The organism is Aquimarina litoralis (genome assembly GCF_039523995.1).
Taxonomy (GTDB): Bacteria; Bacteroidota; Bacteroidia; order Flavobacteriales; family Flavobacteriaceae; genus Aquimarina; species Aquimarina litoralis.
Genome location: NZ_BAAAGE010000001.1, coordinates 1 through 21,253 on the forward strand (window position 1 = coordinate 1; position 21,253 = coordinate 21,253).

The 21,253-nt window shown below is 32.4% G+C and carries 4 protein-coding genes; all 4 read right to left on the reverse strand.

The annotated features are described in order from the left end of the window. The coding region (locus ABD077_RS00005; RefSeq protein ID WP_343909262.1) for a condensation domain-containing protein at positions 1–1,592 on the reverse strand (1,592 nt) is incomplete at its 3' end. Beyond that, a complete protein-coding gene (locus ABD077_RS00010; RefSeq protein ID WP_343909264.1) occupies positions 1,589–8,257 on the reverse strand; it encodes an amino acid adenylation domain-containing protein in 6,669 nt (2,222 codons plus the stop codon). The genes ABD077_RS00010 and ABD077_RS00005, both read right to left, overlap by 4 nt. A 2-nt stretch (positions 8,258–8,259) precedes the next feature. Next, positions 8,260–11,658 (reverse strand): non-ribosomal peptide synthetase, encoded by a 3,399-nt coding sequence (locus ABD077_RS00015; protein ID WP_343909266.1) that lies wholly within the window; start codon positions 11,656–11,658, stop codon positions 8,260–8,262. A 3-nt stretch (positions 11,659–11,661) separates the two neighbouring features. Beyond that, entirely contained in the window at positions 11,662–21,213 is a 9,552-nt protein-coding gene (locus ABD077_RS00020) for an amino acid adenylation domain-containing protein (protein ID WP_343909268.1), read from the reverse strand. Between the last annotated feature and the right edge of the window lie 40 nt (positions 21,214–21,253).

The following is a 21,253-nucleotide window of genomic DNA, read 5'->3' on the forward strand; positions in this document are numbered from 1 at the left end:
TAAGCAACATCGGTAGCATTAAATCCTGATAATAACTCTAATCGCTCTGCAGATGGAAGATATTCGACATCTTTTAATGGCTTCTCAAAGGAACTCATCAAAGAAACTAACAACTCTTTATAATGAACCATCAATCCCTCAACCATAACACTATCGTAAACATCTGTGTTATAGTTCACTTTTACATATAGATGATCATTTACTTCCTGAAAAAAAACTTCTAAATCAAACTTGGAAGTAACAGGACCCGATAAAGATATAGTATCAATTTCTTCTTCTGATATCTCGATACCATTGATCTTTTCTCCTGTATTTTGAAGAGCTAAAACAACATCAAAAATGGCACTTCTACTCCTATCATTCGTTACATCTAACTCCTCTACTAATCTATCAAAGGGATAATCCTGATGCTTGTATGAACGTAAGGTATTATCCTTTACTTGGCCGTAAAATGTATCGAAACTATCCTCGGGATTTATTTGGTTTCTTAATGCTAATGTATTGACATAAAAACCTATCTGATCTTCTAATGAGGAATGATTCCTCCCTGCAACTGGAGTCCCTATGATCATATCGCGCTGAGAGGTATACTTATAACATAGAATATTCCAAACTGCCAATAATCCCATAAACAAACTACCGCCACGCTCTTGACAATAGTTAGTAAGTCCCTCTGTAGCTTCTGATGAAATATAGGTCGATAAACTACGACCATTATAAGTCTTCATTTTTGGACGCGGCTGATAACTCGGAAAATTTAATACTGGTAAATCCCCTGATAAATTATCAAGCCAATACTCTCTATGCTCCTTATATGATGCTGTATCCAATTGACCAACCTGCCAAGAAGCATAATCCTTATACTGAATCTTTAAAGGTGGTAAATCAGGCATAGAACCCGATACATAAGCTTCGTAAGAAGAAAGAATGTCTTTGGATAATACATTTTTAGACCAACCATCACTTATAATATGATGCATATTATAATAAAAAACATAACTATTATCACCTGTCTGTAGTAAACTTGCTCGTAACAATGGACCCTTTTCTAAATCAAAAGGTATATTTGAATCTTCATTGATAAATGCTAAAACATCTTCTTTCGGATTTTCTTTCCCTCTGTAATCTTTATAGTTTACTTTAAAGTTTAGCTCTTCAATAGTAAGGATCTTCTGCTTTACTTCATCATTGTCATCTTTTACAAAGACTGTTCTTAAAATCTCATGTCGCTCAATTACATGGATAATTGCTTTTTCAAAACTAATTAAATCATAACTTCCATTTAGCTCAATGTTATTTGGCATATTATAAGCAACAGAACTTTCTTCAAATTGACTTAATATCCATAATCTTTTTTGAGCATCGGAAAGAGCATAATTATCATCTAATTTTACAGTTGGAATCTCTTCATTCTTACTTGAGTTAAATCCTCTGTTTTCTTTTAAAAATGAGGTAATCTCTACTTTCTTTTCTTTTATCTCTTGCAGAAGTTTTTTATCTATATTTTCATTTTCAGAAAATAATTTTAATTCCCCATCAATGATATCTAAATAAATATCGTTTTCTGATATTTTTTTCAAAAAATTGATCATAACTCTATCTCTTTTAGTTTTTTGCCTGTATTAATGATTGATTCTTGTTTCTTTGCTATATTTATCTGAATAGCTATATATTCTATTGTTGGATAATTAAATAAGCTTCCAATATTTATATTCGTTTTGAATTCTTGATTTACTCTATGAAGTATTTTAATAGCCTTTATGCTATTCCCACCTAAATCGAAGAAACTATCTCTAATGCTTATTTTATCCCTCCCTAAAACATCCTTCCATATTTTAAGGATAATTACTTCTTCTTTATTTGTCGGCAAAACATATTCCTCGATTCCAGACAACTTCATTCCAGTAAAAGAAGAAATTCTTTTTTTATCTACTTTCCCATTTGCAGTTAAGGGGATTTCATCTAATTGTATGTAATGATCTGGCATCATGAACCCAGGAAGTTTCTTAGATAAATACCTTCTTATGTCTGTAACATTTTGTTTTTGTTTTGAAACAATGTACGCTGTTAGTTCTTTATCATCATTTACAAGGACTACTGCGTTATTGATATCTTCCTTATTCTCTAACTGCCTCTCTATTTCTCCTAATTCAATTCTATAACCACGAATTTTTACTTGATCATCTTTTCTTCCAATAAATTCTATTGTGCCGTTTGGAAGTCTTCTTCCTAAATCTCCTGTTTTATAAACATAGGTTCCTTTCTTATATGGGTTTTCAATAAATTTCTCATTTGTTAAGTCTAAACGGTTTATATACCCCTTGGACAACCCAGCACCTGCTATACATATTTCCCCGATTACCCCTAAAGGCTGTAACAATTTATTATTGCTAAGTATGTATATTTCTGTATTAAATATTGGATACCCAATAACAGGATTTGACAAGTAGTCGTTCAAATTGTTTTTTGTGATTTGATAAGTACATACACCAATAGTACCTTCGGATGGACCATAGTGATTAACTATATTTATATCACTACCTGTCACGAGATTTTTTATATCTTCTAAATTTTGACGTTCTCCTCCAGTTAAAATTAGCCTTAATGATTTACTATTAACAATTGAATGCTTCTCTATGTTATCTAATAAAAGGTTTAAATAGGTAGGCGTTAGTTTTAAAAATGAGATATTTTTTTCTTCAATATATTCACTTACTTTAACAGGATTCTTTACATCTAAGCTATTTAAGAAGTGTATTTCACATCCATTTAACAGCCCTCCGTATAGACTAGTATAAATTAAATCAAATGCAATACTTGATGTGATAACAGTACTATCATTTGATGTGATCTGATGTTTTTCAGAAAACCAGTTAACATAATTAACTATTGATTGGTGTTTAATCTGAACTCCTTTTGGAACACCCGTAGTTCCTGAAGTATATATAATATATGCTAAACTCGATCCTTTTACATCTAATCTCGGGTTATTTAGAGCATAAGAATTTGGGGTTTCGATTAGCTCTTTTAAATTATCGTTTTTAAGAAAAGTTATACACTTGCTATCATCTAAAATGAAATCAATTCGACTTTGAGGAAGCGTAGAATCAACAAGGATATATGCTCTACCAGATTTAAGAACCCCTAAAATACCTATAAGCGTTATGTCGGGCCTATTACTCAACTCTATAGCTACGACTTCTTTTTCTATTACTCCATGTTCTTCTAATAGATAAGTAGCAATCACATTACTTAATTCATTAAGTCTTTGGTAACTGATTTCCCAATGATTATCAAAGACAAGGGCTATATTATCCGGATATTTTTCTGCTTGTTCTTCGAAAAGGTTAACTATTGTTTTTTCATTAGGGAAAGCAACTTGAGTTTGGTTATATTCATTTAATAATACATTCTCTTCTTCATTTTTTATATAGCTAACATCATCTATTAATACTGTTGGATTTAATAAAAGCTCTGATATCAATGTTTCAAAATGCTTCATTAAACCCTCAATCATCGAATAGCCATAAACATCCGTATTATAGATAAGTGTAAACTTGAGCTTATCTTCGATTTCTTGAAAATGAATATTAATATCTAATTTAGAAGTACATTTACCATTATCTTCTATCTTAACCTGATCATTGGATTTCGGCTTTTTATTCTTAGATGACTCATCTGTATTGTGTAATACCAACATTACATCAAAAAGTGTCCCTCGCCCGGCATCTTGCGATAACTCCAACTCCTCTACTAATCTGTCAAAGGGATAATCCTGATGCTTGTATGAACGTAAGGTATTATCCTTTACTTGGCCGTAAAATGTATCGAAACTATCCTCGGGATTTATCTGGTTTCTTAATGCTAATGTATTGACATAAAAACCTATCTGATCTTCTAACGAGGAATGATTCCTCCCCGCAACTGGAGTCCCTATGATCATATCGCGCTGAGAGGTATACTTATAACATAGAATATTCCAAACTGCCAATAATCCCATAAACAAACTACCGCCACGCTCTTGACAATAGTTAGTAAGTCCCTCTGTAGCTTCTGATGAAATATAGGTCGATAAACTACGACCATTATAAGTCTTCATTTTTGGACGCGGCTGATAACTCGGAAAATTTAATACTGGTAAATCCCCTGATAAATTATCAAGCCAATACTCTCGATGTTCTTTATATGATGCTGTATCCAATTGATCAACCTGCCAAGAGGCATAATCCTTATACTGAATCTTTAAAGGTGGTAAATCAGGCATAGAACCAGACACATAAGCTTCATAACAGATCGTAATCTCATTGATCAACACATCCATAGACCAACCATCACTTATGATATGATGCATGTTATAATAAAAAACATAACTATTATCACCTGTCTGTAGTAAACTTGCTCGTAACAATGGCCCTTTTTCTAAATCAAAAGATGTATGACTATCTTTTGTGATATAATCCTGTAATGCTTCTTCTCCTGATCTTCTAAAATCTATATAACCGATATCAAAATTGAGCTCCTCAACACCTAGAACCTTTTGATACGGCTCTCCTTCTTTATCTACAACAAAAACTGTTCTTAATGACTCGTGCCTAGCTATAACAGTCATAATGGACTTCTTAAACAACTCCACATCACATGCCCTATCTAACTCTGTATATCGAGGCATGTTATAAGCTATAGAAGCCTCCTCTAACTGACTCAACACCCATATACGATATTGAGATGGAGATAACACATAACTATCACTTTCAGGTACTACCGCTATCTCTTCATAAATCGATTCTCCTGAAGAACTTATCAATGAGGCCTGTAGCTCTAACACACTATGAACAAATAAATCCTCGATACTTAAGGAAACACCAAAAACCTTGTTGATCCTTGACTTCAAACGAATTAACTTGATGCTATTACCGCCAAGCAATAGAAAGTTATCTTTGATACCAACCTTATCTATGCCTAATACCTCTTCCCATAAATCGATTAACTGTTGTTCCGTATCATTGGTCGCTCCTTGATATTCAATCTCTTTTAGCATCAAATCTTTAATCATACCTTCTAATACTCGGGTATCGACTTTGCCATTTGCATTGACAGGAAAATGATCCAAATGAAAATAAAACGAAGGAACCTCATAACCTGATAAACATCGTAAACAATGTGCCTGTAATACATCATCAATACAAGTTGTAGCTGTATAAAAACAACATAATGTAGCCTCATGGCCTTCGATCTGATTAACTATACATTTTACTGAATCTATCCCTTCTAAAGATAAGATCGTACTCTCTATAGAATTCATATCGATCCGAACACCATTTAGCTTAACAACGCCATCTTCTCTTCCTAAAACGACAACATTGCGATCCGAATCATATTTACCATAATCACCCGTCTTATAAATAATATCTCGAGAACTACTTAATGGGTTTTGAACAAACTTTGCCTCGGTTAACGCTGGTGAATTATAATACCCTTTGGATAAAAAAGGAGTCTTTATATAAATATCTCCAACCTCGTTAATCTTACATAAATCACCCTCGGAATTTAAGAGGATCAAAGCTGTATTAGAAATTGGCTGACCAACACATAAAACATCAGATGGAGAACCCTGTAGATCAGCTCCTACTCGATAAAAGGTTTTTACCAACGTAGATTCTGTAGCTCCATAAAGATTGATCAACGTAGTACCATCACCATAACTAGAACGCCAGTTCAAAATATCCTTAACATAAAGCTTCTCTCCGGCTAATAGTAAATACCTAAGTGAACTAAATTTATCTGAAGGCTCTCCTTCTCCTAAGGAAATTAGCAATCTAAAAAGTGTAGGAACAGTATGTAAAATCGTAATCCTTTGATCACTCAACCAATCACTAAACAAGGAAATATCTTCCTTAATCTCCTTTGATGGCAAACAAATCGTACCCCCATTGATTAGAGGAACAAAAATATCTCGCAAGGATGCATCAAAAGAAAATGTAGTAAGTTGACCTAATCTATCTGTATCACAAATTCCTAACTCTTTTGACTCCCAATGAATAAAATGACTTAAACTCTTATGACGTCCTAAAACTGCCTTAGGCTTACCTGTTGAACCTGATGTGAAAAATATGTAACTCGATGATTCTCCATCTAATACAATATTTGGATTCGTATCAGCAAAAGTCTTATCTATTAAACTATACTCATATAAATCATTTATACTTTCATAAACACTAAATCCTAAAACTCCTGATGCATCAATATCTACAACCAAAACCGTAGGAACGGTATAATCATATAAATCATTATAATGAAAAATAGTATCTAAATTACCTCGGGTAGTTAGTAAAATTTTAGGCTGCAAATTCGTATACAACTCAGACCAGTGATTCTCCTTATACTTAGTATCTATCGGTACATAAACCCCTCCAGATTTAAAAGCGCCTATCAATGATATTATTTGTAATAAATCATCATCCATGAAAACTCCACAAATATCTTCTAAACCCAAACCGTAAGCTAACATAGCATGCGATAACTGATTTGAATAGCTATTCAAAGAAGTGTAACTTAAACTAAAATCACCATACTCAATACTAGTATGCGAACCGTAAGTATTTACAGATTCTTCAAAATATGTGATTATAGAATCATAAGCTATATCTTGAATGTTTTCAGAATTTTTTAATTCTTTCTCAAATTTATCATGTTCCTTTCTTTCCTTATCTCCTGTAAGATCATTACAAAATTCTTCTATGGTCTTATTGCTATTAGTAACCACATTTTCTAATAACAGAGTAAATTGTTTAGATAATTCTTGGATGACATGTTCTTCAAAAAGATCTCTATTATACGTGATATTATAATTTATTTCTTCTTTGTCTAGACTAAAAAAGAAAGTAATATCAAATTTACTTTTTATAGTATTACTAGTGTTATTTTGAGTTGAAACCGAAGTATTAAAATATTGATCTTCATCATTAATTCTATCATTGACTACTAAAGATACATCAAACAACGGGCTTCTAGATAAATCTTTTCCCAGAGCCAGTTCTTCAACTAAACTGTCAAAAGGGTAATTCTCATGCTCTTGTGCTTCAAGAACATTTTGTTTTACTTTATCTAAAAGGTCAATATAGCGTTCTTTATTCTGAATATCGATTTGAACTGCCAAAGTGTTGATATAGCATCCAATCTGATTTTTTAAATCCGGATGAACTCTTCCTGCTACCGGGCTTCCGATGACAAGATTTTTTTGATAAGAATAGCGATATAACAAAATACCTACTACACTTAACAAATTCATATAAATAGAGGTATTTGTATTTTGAACAATACCTGTTAGTTTTTTGGATACACTCGAATCTATTTGTCCAAATATTCGAGAACCGTTATATGTTTTTATTGCTGGGCGTTTGTTTGCTATCAATAAATCTAATTTTGGAACTTCCTTTTCAAATTTATTTGCCCAAAATGATTTATGAACATTTAGTTTATTGTCTAGCAGTTGATCTTTTTGCCAAACGCAATAATCTTTGTATTGTATTTCTAATTCAGGAAGTTTGGGTTCTGTACCAGACTTAAACCCATCATATAATGTAAATACTTCATTCGCTAATAGCTCAATTGACCATCCATCACTAATGATATGATGCATGTTGTAATAAAATACATATTTTTTTTCTGATAGGCGTAACACACTGACCCTTAAAAGAGGACCGTTCTCCAGATCAAATACTTCTTGTAAATCGTTATGAATATATTTTTCTAACTGTGCTTCTTTATTTTTTTCCTTTTGAAAGTCTATATAGGTAATTTCAAAATTAAATTCTTCGTTAGGTTGAATATATTGTCTTATTTCACCCGACTCATCTTCTTTAAAAACAGTTCTTAAAATTTCATGCCTATTAATTATAGCTTTAATTGCTTTTTTGAAGCTTTTTAAATCACAATCTTCGCTTAGCTCCAAAGTACAAGGCATATTATAAGCTATAGACGATTCTTTTATTTGACTAGAAAGCCATAATCTTTTTTGAGTATGAGATAATGGATATGAAGTTGAAAAAGGTGCTTTTTCAATTTTATTATAATTTTCATTAGATGAAAATGACATCAAATAATCCTTTATGTCACTCTTGTATTTTCTAAGGACCTCAACAATATCTTCATCAATATTATCATCATCGTATAAGAAAATTTCCAGATCATCTCCAGCTATACCTAACCCGATTCCTTTTTCCTTTAATTTTTTAACTAAAGAACCTATATTTTCCATAATTAGATAAGTATTTTTTTCTTTTCCGATTTGTTTTTATTTTGTTCTAGCCACATAAAATTTTCAATTTCCATTGATAAAAACTCAATCGTTGGATTTGAAAAGATTTTCTTCATGTTAATTTTCGCATTAAATTCTTCATGAATTATTGACAAGACTTTAATAGCTTTAATACTATGTCCTCCTAGTTCGAAGAAATTATCCGTTATTCCGATGGGAGCAACTCCTAGTACATCTTCCCATATTTCAACTAACTTTTCTTCTATACTTGTTTTAGGTTTTATATATTCCCTTTTCACCAAATCATCATTGGTTACTTTTGGTAACATTTTTTTGTTGATCTTTCCATTTGAAGTCAATGGAATATTATCCAGAATTATGTAATGAGTAGGCACCATATAATCTGGCAAATTTTTCCCTAGAATGGTACGCAGTGATTTTTTGTCGATCGGATTATTTGAAACAATATATGCAACAATGACCTTGTCTCCATGTATTTCATGAATATCAACAAACGATTCTGTAATTGTCTCTACGGATAATAGTACATTTTTAATTTCCCCTAATTCTACTCTATATCCTCTTATTTTTACTTGGTCATCATTTCTTCTAAGATAAATTATATTTCCATCCTCTTTCCAATACCCAATATCTCCTGTTTTGTAGAGAAGTTTATCATTACGTATAGGATCTGTAATAAATCGTTCTTTGGTTTGCTTTGGCAAATTCAAATAACCCTGCGCTAAATTATCTCCTCCAATGTAAATCTCTCCTTTAACATGTATTGGCACAGGCATTAAGGCTGCATCTAAGATGTAAATATTTGTATTTGAAATAGGCTTGCCAATTGGAGAATAACATTCTATATCTCCTTTTTCTTTGCACATTGTATGACTTGTAACCACATGGGTTTCTGAAGGGCCATAATGATTATGAAGCTTAATCTTTGGATTTGTATTTAAAAAGTCAAGTAATGATTGATTTACTGTTAATTGTTCTCCAGATGATATAATATGTTTCACCTGATGATTCTGCCTAAAATTCTCTTGACAATTACTGAAAAAATTCGTCAACGCCGAAAACGGGAAACATATTACTTCAATATTATTATCAACTATATAATTGGATAGTTCTAAAAAGTTTAATTTTAATTCTTTATTTGTAATAAAAAGAGTACCTCCACTACCTAGCACAAACCAGCAATCTTGTAAGGATACGTCAAAACTAAAGGAAGTATATTGTAAATGATTTAAACCTGTATCAATACCGGATTCATTAATATTCCAATGAATCAGATTGCTCAACATACGATGAGTTTGAACAACTCCTTTAGGATTTCCTGTTGATCCGGATGTATAAATGATAAAGGAGGCATCATCTAGAGTATTGACAATTTCTGGATTTTTATCTGACCATTCGGAAAAATTAAATTCATTTAAATCTATACTTTTTCTTTCTTCCAGAAAGTCATGATCTAACAAATCTCCTGTTGATATTACTAAATCTATCGATGCATCATTTAATATATATTTTATGCGGTCATCTTGATAATTACTATCCACCGGAACATAACACGCGCCAGATTTCATAACTGCAAACATTGCTAAAACACTTTTAAAAGAGCGTTCTAAAATCACTCCTACTTTTGTACCTGGAGAAACTTCATGTTTTTCTCTTAAACAATGTGCCAATTGGTTAGCATATATATTCAATTGATGATATGTGATAGCATTTTTTTCAAAAACTACTGCAGTTTTGTCAGGGGTTTTTTGGACTTGATTTTCAAATAACTCCAATACCGAAATATTACCATAATTAATTGTGGTTGTATTAAAAGTATTTGTTACCAGATGCAGATCCTCTTTGGATAGATAATCAATATTTTTTACAGCTTTTGTAGGCTGTTGAAGTAGTTGATCTAGCATATTCTTGTAATGCTTACAAAATTGCTTTATAACATTCTCTTCATATATATCGGTATTATATTCTGCACTAAATACTAGATAATCACCTTTCTCTTCAATGTTAAATAACAAATCAAACTTGCTTGTTCTATTTTCTTCACTGTAAAATTTATCTAAATCGCTGGTATCTATACCCTCAAGATTTTCTCCTTTACCGTTATTTTGCATAGCTACCATAACATCAAAAATTGGGTTACGGGATAAGTCTCTTTTTAAATTTAGATCCTCTACTAGGTTCTCAAAAGGGTATTGTTGATTCGCATATGCAGACAAAGTAGATTTCTTAATTCTTAAAAATACATCGTCGAAACTATCTCCGTCAACTATTTGGTTTCGTAATGCTAATGTATTTACATAAAACCCTATTTGATTGGTTAAATCAACGTGCTCTCTGGCAGCAATTGGACTTCCTACTATAATATCTTTTTGTCCTGTATAACGGCTTAGCATTATCTTTAAAGAAGATAAAATCCCCATAAACAAAGAGCCTCCTTTTTCATTTACATATTTTTTTAAGCCTAATGAAGTCTCTTTTGAAATATAAGTAGTAATCGTTTTTCCGTTATACGTTTTTATGGGAGGACGCTTTTTATTTGAAGGGAATTCTAATACAGGCAACTCTCCTTGTAATTGCTCTAACCAATAGTCTTTATTTTTTTGAAAAGATTTTTTCTTAGATTGACCCAAATGCCAAACAGCATAATCTTTATATTGAATCCTTAGTCTTGGTAATAATGGTTCTTCATCCTTTATATAAGCTTCGTAAGAAGTGAGAACATCTTTTGCCAATACTTGAACAGACCAACCATCACTAATGATATGATGCATGTTATAATAAAAAATATATTTATCATCCTGCAACTGTAATATTGATGCTCTAATGAGTGGGCCTTTTACCAAATCAAATTGTTTAAGAGCCTCTTGAAAGATGTATTTTTTAGCTAAAGACTCTGCGTCTTCATTATTTCGAAAATCAACATAATCCACATAAAAACCTAGTTCCTCTCTACACTTGATCCATTGCCTAGTTTCTCCATTATCTCCCTTATAAAAAACAGTACGTAAGATTTCATGTCTATCAATTACAAAATTGATTGCTCTTTTAAAATAATCAATATGATAAGTTCCATCCAAATGCACTTGAAATGGCATATTGTATGATATTGATGCTTCTTCTATTTGAGACTGTATCCATAATCTATTTTGAGCATTAGACATTGGATACGATTCTGAAATGGGAGCTTTGGGAATTTGTACAAATTTCTTTTTAGAAATAGAAACCAGATATTCCTTTATTTTTTCCTTATTCTTTTTTACCAGTTCTATGGTATCTGGTGCTATATCTTCCTTTAAGATAATCAATTCTAAATCATCTCCAGAAAGTTTTACACCAATTCCGTTTTCTCTTAAATCTTTTATAAATGAAACAATTTCCATAGCTTAAATGATAATTTTCTTAGTCTGTTGATTATACTCGGACTCCAGCATCCATTGAGAATTCTCAATATTCATTGCCAGATATTCAATCGTAGGGTTTGTAAAAATTTGCTGAATGTCTATCGATACGTCGTATTCATTATGAACTGTAGATAGTAATTTAGTAGCCTTTAGGCTGTGTCCGCCTAGCTCAAAAAAATTGTCTGTAACTCCGACTTTTTCCAAGTCCAACACCTCTTGCCAAATTTGAGTAAGTCTTTCTTCAATTTTTGTTCTTGGAGCTATATATTCTATTCCACTAGAAAGTTTTAATTCTTTAGTAGTAGCTAATACTTTTTTATCGACTTTTCCATTAGCTGTCAATGGTAGTTCTTCAATTTTTACGAAATATGAAGGAAGCATATATTCCGGTAATCGATTAGATAAATATTTCCTAAGAATTGAGGCATTTTGTTCTTCCTCAAAAACAATATAAGCGACTAATTCTTTATCCTCCTTAATTTCGTTATTATCTTTAACAAGCACTATAGCTTCTTTGATACATTCATTTGTTTGTAATTGATTTTCTATTTCACCTAATTCGATTCTGTGTCCTCTTATTTTTACTTGATTATCTGATCTCCCCAAGTATTCTAGCTCTCCATTGGGTAAATATCTCACCAGATCTCCTGTTCTATACATTTTTGTATTTTCTACGAAAGGATTTTCAATAAATCGTTCATTAGTTAATCCGGAACGATTTAAATATCCTCGAGCAAGACCACTTCCTGAAACATATAATTCCCCTGGCATACCGTATGGAACTAACCGTTGCTGGTTATCAAGAACATAGCACTTAGCAAATGATAAAGGTTGACCAATATTACTAGTTGCTTTATCAAGGGTATTGTTGGTGATTTTTTTAAAAGTTACGTGTACAGTAGTTTCCGTAATTCCATACATATTAATTAAATCCACATTAGGGTTTTCATCACTCCAACCTTTTATTTTATTCGGATTTAATGATTCTCCACCAAAAATTACATACTTAAGTGAAGGTATATTAAGTCCAGAATCAATAAGGTTATAAAATGACGATGGAGTTTGACTAAATACGGTAACATTATTATCCCGCATAAGTTTCGAAAGAGAAACGGGATTACGAGCATCATACTCTGTAGTAATCAATAAACGACCTCCACTTAGCAAACATCCAAAAATTTCCCAAACAGAAAAATCAAAACAATAAGAATGAAAAAGACTCCATGTATCCTTCTCAGAAAAACTATAATGTTCATTACAGGATCCTAATAAGCTCGTCACATTACCATGTTCGATCATTACCCCTTTGGGTTTACCCGTTGTTCCTGAGGTATAGATAATATAAGCTAAATTTGAAGATAAAATCTCTACTTCAGGAAGTGTTGCAGAATATTCTTTTTCTTTAAAAAGATCAATAGTCTTCTGATCTATTATCTTCTTGCATTTACTATCCTCTTCTATATAATCAATTCTTTCTTGAGGATAATTTGGATCTATTGGCACATAACCTACTCCTGTTTTTAATACAGCGAACAATGCTATGATGAGCCATTCGTTACGCTCTAAGCTTACACCAATCAGGTCTTCATTTTTTATATCATAATTTGCTATTAAAAAATGAGCAAACTTATTTGACAAATCATTAAGTTCTTTATATGTAAGGCTTTTATCCTTAAACAAGACTGCAGTTTCTTCTGGCATCTCCCTGACCCTATCCAAAAATAAGTCTACTAGAGTTTTTTCTTCAGAGTAAACCTTTTCCTGATTATTACTCTTGTTTAATAATTTATCAATTTCATTGGTTGGTAAATATTGTATTTCAGAAATTTTCTTGCTTGGATCTTCGATTACCTCTGATAAAAACAATTCTAAATGAACCGGGATTGAACTTATAAAATCTTCATCATAGATATCTGTGTTATACTCTAAATTCAATTCTAAACACTCATCAACTTCTAAAAACACAAAACTTAGGTCAAACTGACTTACATTCCTATAATTCTCTTCATATCGTGTCAATTCGATGCCATCTAACTCTAATTTTTCAGAATTAAACATTTCTTGTTGATTTTGAAATACTACCAATACATCAAATAATGCCGAACGACTTGTATCTCTCTTTAAATTAAGGTTATCTATTAATGAATCTAATGGATAATCTTGATTTGAATATGCTTCTAATAAAAGTTTTTTCTGATTTGAAAGTAATGTATTAAAATCATCCTCTATATTAAACTGTGTACGAATAGCAAGTGTATTGAGATATAATCCAACTTGATTTTCTAAATCGGTATGACTTCTACCTGCCACAGGTGTACCCAAGATTATATCATTACTTCCAGTATATCTAGAAAGCAGACCATTCAAACCTGCCATTAAACCCATAAATAAAGTAGCTTTACTGGACTCTTGAAATTTTCTTATCTTCTTATTAAAGCGTGACGAGAATTTGTAACTTATTTTGTTTCCGTTATAAGTTTTGATTCTTGGTCTACCTTTATAAGTAGGTAAATCTAATACGGGCAAATCTCCTTTAAATTTTGACAACCAATATTCTTCTTGTTTTTTAAATACGTTTTGTTCAAATGAATTAAACAACCATCCCACATAGTCTTTATATTGTATTGGCAGCTCTGGTAATTGAATATCATGACCTGAAATCAAACTATTATAAGAGGTAACAACTTCTTTATTTAAAACCTCCATGGACCATCCATCTCCGATAATATGGTGCATATTAAATAGTAAAAGGTTATGTAAAGGAGCCAATTTAATCACAGTGCACCTTAATAGTGGAGCTTGACTTAAATCAAAACTATATGATAAAGTTTCATCTATTACATCTTTTAAAAAGACATTGTTATTAATATTCTTTACCTCTAAATTAAAACTCACATTTTCTGTTGGAATAATTTGCTGTTTAACTTCTTCCGCTGATTCTTTTATGAATATTGTTCTTAAGATTTCATGCCTGTTTATTACAACTTTTATTGCTTTTGATAATATTTCTACATTTAAATCACCTTGTAATTCGAAGACTCCGGGAATGTTATATGCCTTACTACCTTCTTTAAACTGACTCAAAACCCAAATCCTACGCTGAGATGGGGTTAAAGGATAACTCGATTGTTCTAACACTTGCGGAATATCAACTGAATTAATTTGGTCTAAGCCCGAAATAACCGATATCAATCCTCGAATCGTTGGACAATTAAAAACATCCTGAACCTGAATCTCATAGCTTAGCTCTCGCTTGATCTTATTAACTAACAATGTAACCTTTAGACTATGTCCCCCTAACTCAAAAAAGTTATCCGTTACACCAATCTTATCTACTCCTAAAACTTCTTGCCAAATCTCAACTAGTTGTTTTTCTATCTGGGTGGTTGCCTCTACATACTCTCGATGAACTAAATCTTTAGAATCAACAACTGGTAAAGCTTTCTTATCAACCTTGCCATTGGGCGTTAATGGTATCGATTCCAACTCTACATAATAGCTAGGAATCATATAATTCGGTAACTCCTTCATCAAAGATGCACGTAGCGACTGCTTATCTAACTCTCCATCAACAACCAAATAACTTACCAAAACATCACTGCCTTCTATATGATCCATCAAAACAACACTCTGAACAATACCATCCTGAGATTGTAAGACATGCTCTATCTCGCCTAACTCTATTCGATACCCTCGAATCTTTACTTGATCGTCCTTGCGTCCTAGAAACTCAATGCTACCATCCGGTAACCACCTAGCTAAATCACCGGTCTTATACATACGCTCTCCTTCTATAAAAGGATGAGCTATAAACTTCTCATTTGTTAATGCTTCTCTATGTAAATATCCTCTAGACAATCCCGCTCCTGAAATACATAATTCTCCTACAACTCCTACTGGTTGTAGTAATGCATCTTCTGATATGATATAAATCTGAGTATTGGAAATAGGAAAACCGATAGGAAGCCTCTCTGATGTGCGATATCTTAGGTCAAAACTTGTAGTAACAACCGTATTCTCTGAAGGCCCATAATTATTGTAAATCGTTAATCCTTCATCATCTGTATGAGGTAAATTTAGAGCCTCTCCTCCTGTTAAAATCTTAACTCCTTCTAATCTATAGCCTTCGTGGTACAAACCTTCACAAACCTTTGTTGGTAAATAACAATGTGTAATCTTATGATCTCGAATAAAAGAAACTAGATTTGAAACATCATAGCGAACCTCTTGTCTTGAAATAGGATACAAACTACCTCCTGATAGTAAATATGGATACACCTCCCATACTGAAGCATCAAAACCTACTCCTGCATACAAGGTCCCACGACTAGTAGCATCCAAACCATAATAATCTATATGCCAAAAACATAAATTCACTAAACTTCTATGCTCAATCATCACTCCCTTAGGTTTACCTGTAGATCCAGAGGTATAAATCACATAAGCTAAATCGTTAGGTGATAGATCAATTATAGGAAGTGTAACAGGAAAATCCTGTCCTTCTCTAAAAGAAACAAATAAATCCGAGTCTATAGTAACTTTACAATTACTATCCTTTTCAATGTAAGCAATACGTTGATCTGGGTAACTCGGATCTATTGGCACATAAGCAGCTCCACTCTTTAAAGCTGCTAACAATGAAATCACAAAACAATCATTTCTCTCTAATTTTATTCCTACTAAATCTTCGCTGTCAATACTATACTCCTCTATTAAATAATGTGCTAATTGATTCGATAACTTATCTAATTCACGATATGTAAGCTCCTTGTCTTCATAAACCAAAGCCGTAGCCTCAGGAGTTTTCGCTACTTGTCTTCTAAATAAATCGATAATTGTATTATCTAATGGATAATCCTCTACGGTGGTATTGAAATCATGCAATAACTCCCGCTTTTCTTGATCATCTAGATAATCTATATCGGTAATTCTTTTTTGAGGGCTAACCAAACTACGCTCTAAAAAGTTTATCAAATGAAAAACTAGGCGTTCTATATCAGAAAAATTATATATATCCGTATTATATTCTAGAGTTAACTCCAACGTTTCTGAGTTATGCGAGAAAATAAAACTCATATCGAATTGACTTACTTTTCTGGACAATTCCTTGTATGGAGTTACCTCTAATCCCTCAAAATAAGTGGTGGAATCAGTGAATAAACCCTGTTGATTCTGTAACACTACCATAACATCAAACAAAGCCGATCGACTTGTTTCATGGTGTATATCAAGCTGTTCAATTAAATTATCAAAGGGATAGTCTTGATGAGAATAACCATCTAATAAGGTCTGCTTTTGTAATTCCAACAACTTCTCAAAACTCGCTGAAGGATCAAACTCTGTGCGAATTGCCAATGTATTTAAATACAATCCTACTTGATGTTCTAAATCAGAATGATTTCTACCTGCTATAGGAGTCCCCAAAATAATATCTCCGGTATTCGTGTATCTTGAAAACAAGCCATTAACTCCAGCCATCAATACCATAAACAAACTTGCTCCATATTGATCTGAAAAATGTTGCAAACCTTTACTTAAATCCTTTGAAAAAGTATACTTCAATGAATCTCCATGATAACTCTTAACCTTTGGTCGAGGTTTGCTAATGGGTAACTCCAATACTGGTACATTACTACTAAAACGATCCAACCAGTACTGCTGAGAGATCATTATTCCTTCTTTTGAAGCCTCTTTATGTTGCCAAACTGCATAATCTTTATATTGAATCGACAAACTAGGAAGATCTATTGATTTATCTTGTAATAACGCATTATACGTACTAAACAATTCCCTGATTAAAACCTCTATCGACCAGCCATCACTTATGATATGGTGTAAATTAAATACTAACAAATGATTATGATTGGCTACCTTAATCAACCCTAAACGCACTAATGGAGCTACTGCTAGATCAAAACAGTAATTGTATACGGATTCTACAAGATCAACAAGTTTACCTTTATCTGAATCTAAGTTGTTATCATCATAATAATCAATCTCAAAATCTAACGAAGTCGTATCAACTATATATTGCCCTACTTCTCCTTTATCATCCACTTTGAAAATTGTTCGTAAACTCTCATGGCGTTTTATTAAATAAGCAAAGGCTGATCTAAACTTTGCTATATCCAAAAAGCCTTTTAACTCAAAAGCTCCAGGAATGTTATAGGCCTTACTACCTTCTTCAAACTGACTCAAAACCCAAATCCTACGTTGCGATGAGGTTAAAGGATAACTCGCCTTTTCTAACGTTTTTGGGATGTCAATTGAATGAATTCGATTTACGCCAGAAATCACAGATACCAAACTTTGAATTGTTGGATTATTAAAAATATCCTGAACCTGAAGCTCATAACCCAACACTCGTTTGATCTTATTAACCAACAAAGTAACTTTTAAACTATGACCTCCTAATTCAAAAAAGTTGTCTGTTACTCCAATCCTATCTATACCTAAAACTTCTTTCCAAATGGATACCAAATCTTTTTCAAGAGATGTCTCTGCAGCTACATATTCCTGCTGAATCAAATCCTTTGACTCAACTCTTGGCAAAGCCTTCTTATCAACCTTACCATTGGGAGTTAATGGAATTTCTTTTAGTTCTACATAATAACTAGGAATCATATAATCCGGTAACTCCTCCAGTAAAGAAGCTCGTAACGACTGCTTATCCAATTGCCCCTCTACTACCAAATAACTCACCAAAACATCGCTACCTTCTATATGATCTACCAAAACAACATTTTGAACAATACCTTTCTGCGACTGCAAAACATATTCAATCTCGCCTAACTCAATGCGATAACCTCTCAATTTAACCTGATCGTCCTTACGCCCGAAAAACTCAATATTCCCATCTGGCAACCATCTCGCTAAATCCCCTGTCTTATACATGCGCTTTCCTTCTTTAAAAGGATGAGCTATAAACTTCTCATTTGTTAATTCTTTTTTGTGTAAATACCCTCTCGATAATCCAGATCCTGAAATACATAATTCCCCTACAACTCCTACTGGCTGTAACTCTAAACCTTCTGATAATATATAAATCTGAGTATTATCCAAAGGCTTACCTATAGGAACAGAACTCTTGTATGATCCTTCTACTTCTTGATATGTACTATACGTTGTGTCTTCAGAAGGACCATATAAATTACGTACCTCAATACCTGAATCTTTAAAATAATCTGCAATAAATAATGGAAATGGCTCTCCTGCTAAATTGATTCCTACAACATTTTTAAAAGACACTTTCTTATCAATTAAAGCTTGGGCAACAGAGGGCACAGTATTGAGTAATACCTTTTCATCCTTGACCAAGTGATCTCTAATAGATAGACCATTATTTAAAAGCCTTATCTTTCTCCCTACGCTTAATGGATAAAATATTTCGTAAACTGATAAATCAAAACAGTGTGAAGTGACTGCGTAAAGAACATCAAAATCAGTATTACCAAACTCTCGTATTGACCAAGACAACATGGCTACTGCATTTCTATGCTCAATCATCACTCCTTTCGGATTACCTGTCGAACCAGAGGTATAAATTATGTAAGCCAGATTAGAAGCTGAAATATGAATATTAGGAAGTGTACTAAAAAACTTCTCTTCCTTCTTAAAAGAAACCAATAAATCTGAGTCTATAATGACTTTGCAGTTACTGTCCTTTTCAATATACTCAATACGCTGTTTAGGGTAACTTGGATCTATGGGTACATAGGCAGCTCCACTTTTTAAAACTGCCAACAATGAAATCACCAACCATTCATTCCTCTCTAATTTTATTCCTATTAAATCTTCTGTACCAACATTATGTTTTTGTATTAAATAAAGTGCTAATTGATTAGATAACTCATCCAATTCCCGATAACTAAACTCGTTGTCTTCATAAATCAAAGCCGTAGCTTCCGGAGTTGTTTTTACCTGATCCACAAACAAATCAACAATTGTCTTTTCTACTGGATAATCCTTAGTAGTGGCATTAAAATCATGCAATAATTGTCGTTTTTCTTCTACATTTAGATAATCTATGGTAGTAATCCTTTTGTTAGGATTATTAAGACAACATCCTAAGAAGTTTGCTAAATGTAAAACCAGACGTTCTATAATTTCCTCATCATAAAGGTCTGTATTATATTCTAGTTCTAAATGAAGTTCATCATTCCTTTCTGTAAAAAGAAAACTAATATCAAACTTACTATGAGAATTTTGTATCCCCCTGAAAGGAAACAACTTAATATTGTTTAAAGTTATATCTTCTGAAGCATGCAACTGTTGTTGATTTTGCAACACTACCATTACATCAAACAATGCAGATCTACTCGTATCTCGCTGTAAGTTAAGTTTGTCTAATAACGAATCAAAGTGATAGCTTTGGTTAGAATATGCTTCTAATAAAGTTGCTTTTTGAATTTCTAATAACTCAAAAAAAGATGTTGATTCCTTAACCTCTGTACGAATTGCCAAAGTATTTAAATATAATCCGACCTGATTTTCTAAATCTTGATGTTCTCTCCCTGCTACAGGAGTTCCTAAAATAAAATCTTTATTATTTGTATATCTTGAAAATAACCCGTTAATACCAGCCATTAAAACCATAAACAAGGTAGCTTCATTCTTTTGAGCGTATGAATTAAGTTTTGAGGTAAGTTCTGATGAAAAAGTATATTCAAAACCTGAGCCGTTAAAAGTTTTAATTTTTGGTCTAACTCTACTAAAAGGTATTTCAAGAATAGGTAAATCTCCATTAAATTTATCTAGCCAGTAAGCCTCTGACTTTTCTACTTTTTCCTGTTGATTCTCTTGTAATAACCATTCTGTATAGTCCTTATATTGAATGGATAATTCTGGTAAAGAAAATGTTGGATTATCTTCAAGGCCATTATAGATAAGCATGAATTCTTTGCTTAACACCTCCATAGACCAACCATCACCAATAATATGATGCATGTTGAACATCAAAACATGTCGAGTCGAGGAAATTTTTAAGATTTCACCCACAAACAATGGTCCCTTTTCCAAATCAAAATTGTAATTCTTTTTCTTATTAATAAGATGAATTAGTTGATCCTGATCTGAATTAGACTTGATCTTAGAAAATTTTAAAACCTCAGAACATTTTTCAATAGGAACTATATATTGACCTAAATCTCCGTATTCATTTTCTTTAAATATAGTTCGTAAACTTTCATGTCTTTTTACAATGGAGTTAAAGGCAACGGATAATCTGTTTTCATCCAATATGCCATGAAGCTCGTAAGCACCAAAGATATTGTAAGCAGTGTTACCATTATCCATTTGACTTAGCACCCATAAACGTTGTTGAGAAGGAGTAAGTGGATAATACTCTTTCTTTTCGGCTTTTGGTATTCCTGCCGATGAAGACAATAATGTAATTAGTTGATCCTTGTTTACTTTAATATCATCAACAATATCTTTTGTTAACACTCCTTTTGGAGCATTAATTTTAAGATTTCCGTCTTCTACTTTTATCCCTATGTTTAAAGACTGAAGATTATTTAATAAATTCTCTATCACGGTATATTTTTTTCTAGTTAGATACTATAAACCTGCTCTT

What these genes read in the sequence shown, in the direction of transcription:
- ABD077_RS00010 (WP_343909264.1), bottom strand. Translation starts at nt 8,257, where the DNA reads ATGGAAAATATAGGTTCTTTAGTTAAAAAATTAAAGGAAAAAGGAATC.
- ABD077_RS00015 (WP_343909266.1), bottom strand. Translation starts at nt 11,658, where the DNA reads ATGGAAATTGTTTCATTTATAAAAGATTTAAGAGAAAACGGAATTGGT.